We start from the raw sequence: 4,630 nt of genomic DNA on the forward strand, positions 1-4,630 counted from the left end.
TGATAAAATCAGAAAAAACTACGATAATTATGGTGTGAAAAGGTGTACACAGCTTCTAGTTATAGGAAGAAAATAAATAAAACACAATGAATCTCTGTATTATCAGAGGTTTTCTTTTTTATGTGCCTTATTGTGATAGTTTATTATTTAAGGTATAATATATTGATAGGGATTAGTTAAATCCTATAGAATAAACAAGAGGTATTTTATGAATTCTGAAATAAAGGATAAGACACGGGAAATACTTCTGGAGTCTTTAAGTATAATTTCAAAGGTTATGATGGGGTATGTTACGTTGACTGACAGAGGGGGACACAGGATCAAGACTGTAGATTCTTCTGGCAAAGAGTTGGCGGAGTTGAGAGGGGTTTATTATAAGCTTGCTCATGATACTGCCATTGAAAAAAAGCCTGGATATGGAATGTCCCAGATTGAAGATGGTGTTGAGGCATGGAGTATTCCCATTGATGACTATGTCTTGTGTGCCAGTAATTATGAAAGGGTGAAGATTAATAGGGAATTGAGGAATTCTCTTATGGAGTCTCTGCCTGTCATAGCAAAGGTAGTAGGTGGAGAAGCAGTTCTTTTTGACAAAACTGGTGTAAGAATGGCATCTTTTGATTCTGATGGTAATGAGAGCAAGGAATTTCTTGGCATAGTTTCAGAAGCTGCAAAATCTGCCATGAACAGTCAAAAACCCGTCATAGGAGATTCCAACTATATAATGGGAGCAAGTGCAGTTAGGATTCCCATAACCAAGGAATTTGGACTTGGATTCAATAACGACGATACAATGAAGAAAAGCCATAAGCTTTTAAGCGAGGTAAAGAAATATCAGAGTGCAAAATACAATTTTGAAGATATAATCGGAGATTCTCTTCAAATGACAAAATCCAAGGAAGTTGCAAAGCTTTCTGCCAAGTCTATATCCAGTGTTCTGATAATTGGTGAAACAGGGACAGGAAAAGAGCTTTTCGCCCAATCGATACATAATAAGAGTGAAAGAAGGAATCAACCTTTTGTAGCAATAAATTGTGCAGCAATCCCGGTTAATCTCATGGAAAGCAGTTTCTTTGGATATGAGAAAGGTTCCTTTACAGGAGCGGTAAAGGAAGGACAGCAGGGAGTATTTGAGCAGGCAAACGGTGGGACACTGTTTCTTGATGAAATTAGCGAAATGCAGTATGATCTCCAGAGCAAACTTCTCAGAGTTCTTCAGGAACGGGAAGTTAAACGGATAGGGGGAAAGATCAATATACCCCTTGATCTAAGGATTATATCAGCAACAAACAAGGATATGGAAAAGCTTATAAAGGAAAACAAGTTCAGGCTGGACTTATACTATAGGCTTAATGTAATAGACATACAACTTCATCCATTGAGGAAAATAAAGGATGATATCCCTCTTATAATTAAACACCAAATAAGAAAGATGAACCAGTCTTTTGGAAAGTTCATTCAGGGAATAGAAGATGAAGCCCTTGAGTTATTGGTGAATTATGAATGGCCGGGTAATGTCAGGGAACTTGTTAATGTTCTTGAAAAAGCCTTCAATATGAGTGGTAACAGCAGGATTATAACCAAGGACCATCTGCCAAGCAGATTCCATAATATAGATATCAGTTTCAACAGCGACCATACGAGCCTAAGTCAGATAATGCAGGAGTATGAAAGAAAGGTTATTGCGGATATACTGGTTAAGAATAAGGGATCAAAAAGTAAGACTGCAGAAAAACTTGAAATAAGTACTACAACCTTATGGAGAAGAATCAAGGAATTGGGGATCAAGGATAAAGAATTTAATAATTAATTGAATGAGGCATTTCAGTATTGAACAGAAGGTATTTCAATATTGAAATGCCTCTGTGCATTTATTTCACTGGATTCGAAGAGAATTGGAAAAACATTTCAAAGTTGAAATGAAATCATTGTCTTCACAGACTGGAAACATTGCAAAATGGACAAAAAACATGGCATGCATATTGCAAGTATAATGGTAACTGCAGAAAACGCAGAAAGTGGTATTGGAAATATGATTGTTTAAATTTTAACTATATAATATTAATAGGAGGAAAAATGAAAGAATTTAAATATTTTAGCCCTACTAGTTTGGAAGAAGCGCTTGGAATGATTGAAGCTAAAGATGAGTCTACTTTTCTGATAGCAGGCGGAACAGATTTAGTATTGGAATTAAATGAGAAACAAATTCAACCTGAAAAAATAGTGAATCTAAAAAATATTAAAGAACTGAGCTTTATAAAAGAAGAAAATGGATTTATTAAGATAGGAGCAGGAACAACTTTTACTGAGATTTGTAACAGTAGTCTATTGCAGGAAAATGCCGTAGCCTTGGTTCAGGCGTGCAGCAAGATAGGTTCTACTCAGATTAGAAACTTGGGAACAGTTGGTGGAAACGTTGTTACAGGATCTGCATGTGCTGACTCAGTATCTGCATTTACAGCATTTGATTCAGTTGCTGTATTGAAAAGCAGCAAGGGAAGTCGTGAAGTGTTAATTGCGGATTTCTTTACTCCTATAGAAATTGAAGATGCATGCGCTAGTTGCAAGCAGAGCATAGTAGGAATTGAAAAGGATGAAATACTTGTAGAAGTATATTTCAAAAAAAGTGAAGATAATGAATTTTCTGCATTCAGGAAGCTTGGAAAAAGAAGAGCTCTTGCTAAATCAATCATGACTGTTGGAATGGTTGTAAAGCTTGGAGAAGATGAAGTTGTAAAAAGCTGTAGTCTTGCCCTTGGAGCAGTAGGACAACACCCATACAGGGTTGAAAGTGCTGAAAAAGTTATTGTTGGAAATAAACTTGACAATGCTACTATAGAAAAATGTCTTGAAGAGGTTTCAGATATAGTTGTACAGAATATCGGAGCAAGAGCATCATGCCCATTCAAGAAGGAAAGTGTAAAAGGAATAGTAAGAGAAGTAATTGAATCCATAAGGATTCAGAGCTTACAGTAAGTAAATCCTAAACAGGAGGAATAATAATGGATAAGATAAGTATTAGTTTTATTTTGAACGGGGAAAACGTAACAGTTGAAACTTACCCGAATAAAAGACTGGTTGACCTTTTAAGAGATGATCTTGGTATGACTAGTGTAAAAGAAGGCTGCAGTGAAGGTGAGTGCGGAGCATGTACTGTAATCCTTGACAATGAAGCTGTAACAAGTTGTACTGTTCTTGCACCACAAATTGATGGAAGAAGTGTAACTACAATTGAAGGACTTAGCATTAATGGAGAACTTGACAGACTTCAGGAAACCTTTATAGAAAAAGGCGCTGTACAGTGTGGTTATTGTACACCTGGAATGATTTTGTCAGCAAAAGCTCTTCTTAATAATAATCCTAATCCTACAAAGGATGAAATAAAGACGGCAATGGAAGGTAATCTATGTAGATGTACCGGCTATACGAAAATTATAGAAGCTGTAGAAGCAGCTGTAGAATAATTAGGAGATGATAAATCATGAGTGTTATCAATAAAGAATCAACTGAGAGAAAAAATGATATCATTGAAAGCCTTGAAACTAAATTCAATGTTGTCGGAAAAGAAGTAGTAAAGAAAGATTCTCTTGACAAGGTTTTGGGAAAAACCCAATACGTAGGAGACTTGAGTTTTCCAGGAATGCTATATGGTGGTGTTAAGAGAAGCGAATTTGCAAGTGCAAAAGTTATTAGCATAAATACAGATATGGCAAAGGCCCTTCCAGGAGTGGTAGCCGTACTTACATACAAGGATATTCCAGGTAAGAATTTAATAGGAATAATCAATAAAGATGAACCTATTCTTGTTGAAGATAAAGTTAGAAGATTTGGAGACGCTCTTGCAGTAGTTGCTGCCGAAAGTCAAGAGATACTTGAAAAGGCTCTTGAACTTATAGAAGTTGAACTTGAAGAGACAGAGGGAGTATTCACAATAGAAGATGCTTTAAAAGAAGATAGCCCTAAGGTTCATGGAGATACAAATATACTTGCAAAGAAAACAATGAAAAGAGGAGATGTTGAAGAGGCATTCAAGCAATGTGATGTAATAGTCGAAGAAAACTACTATACACCTTCAATTTCTCATGTTTTTATAGAAACAGAAGCTACAATAGCTAAATTTGAAGAAGGAATACTTACATTTTGGAGTTCAACTCAAAACCCTCACTACGACAGGGGTGAAGTTGCAGGAATGCTTGGATTTTCTTTAAACAGAGTTAGAAGTATACAGGGTAATACTGGTGGTGGATTTGGAGGAAAGCTGGATATTTCTACACAATGCCACGCTTCACTTCTTGCCTACCATACTGAAAAACCCGTTAAAATGGTTAGAAAGAGAAAGGAATCAATGCAGGTATCATCAAAGAGACATCCTCATTTTATGACATTTAAGACAGGTGCAACAAAGGATGGAAAAATATTAGCCTTGGAAGCAAAATTAAAGCAAGATACTGGAGCCTATGGTTCTTATGGACTGGCTGTAATAACAAGGTCAATGGTACATGCACAGGGTCCTTATGAAATTCCTAATGTTAACATTAGTGCTACCATGGTATATACAAACAATCCTATGTGCGGAGCAATGAGAGGATTTGGAGTGCCACAGGTTTCAATAGCTCATGAAGCTCAAATG

The 4,630-nt window shown here is 36.3% G+C and carries 4 protein-coding genes; all 4 read left to right on the forward strand.

Going from position 1 to position 4,630, the window contains the following annotated elements; genetic code table 11:
* Positions 1–208: 208 nt before the first annotated feature.
* Entirely contained in the window at positions 209–1,810 is a 1,602-nt protein-coding gene (locus AC3AX0_RS07690; protein WP_487549720.1) for a sigma-54 interaction domain-containing protein, read from the forward strand.
* 266 nt (positions 1,811–2,076) lie between these two features.
* Positions 2,077–2,976, forward strand: coding sequence for an FAD binding domain-containing protein (locus AC3AX0_RS07695; protein ID WP_487549721.1), 900 nt, complete (start codon positions 2,077–2,079; stop codon positions 2,974–2,976).
* A 26-nt stretch (positions 2,977–3,002) separates the two neighbouring features.
* Complete coding sequence (locus tag AC3AX0_RS07700) at positions 3,003–3,464, forward strand: (2Fe-2S)-binding protein (RefSeq protein WP_487549722.1); 462 nt, start codon at positions 3,003–3,005, stop codon at positions 3,462–3,464.
* Positions 3,465–3,481: 17 nt separating this feature from the next.
* Positions 3,482–4,630: xanthine dehydrogenase family protein molybdopterin-binding subunit (locus AC3AX0_RS07705; RefSeq protein WP_487549723.1), on the forward strand; the 1,149-nt coding region annotated here is incomplete at its 3' end.

This window comes from Dethiosulfatibacter sp., assembly GCF_983023055.1.

Bases quoted from the DNA above. Each gene is read 5' to 3' on its own strand.
- AC3AX0_RS07690 (WP_487549720.1), top strand. From the start codon at position 209: ATGAATTCTGAAATAAAGGATAAGACACGGGAAATACTTCTGGAGTCT.
- AC3AX0_RS07695 (WP_487549721.1), top strand. From the start codon at position 2,077: ATGAAAGAATTTAAATATTTTAGCCCTACTAGTTTGGAAGAAGCGCTT.
- AC3AX0_RS07700 (WP_487549722.1), top strand. From the start codon at position 3,003: ATGGATAAGATAAGTATTAGTTTTATTTTGAACGGGGAAAACGTAACA.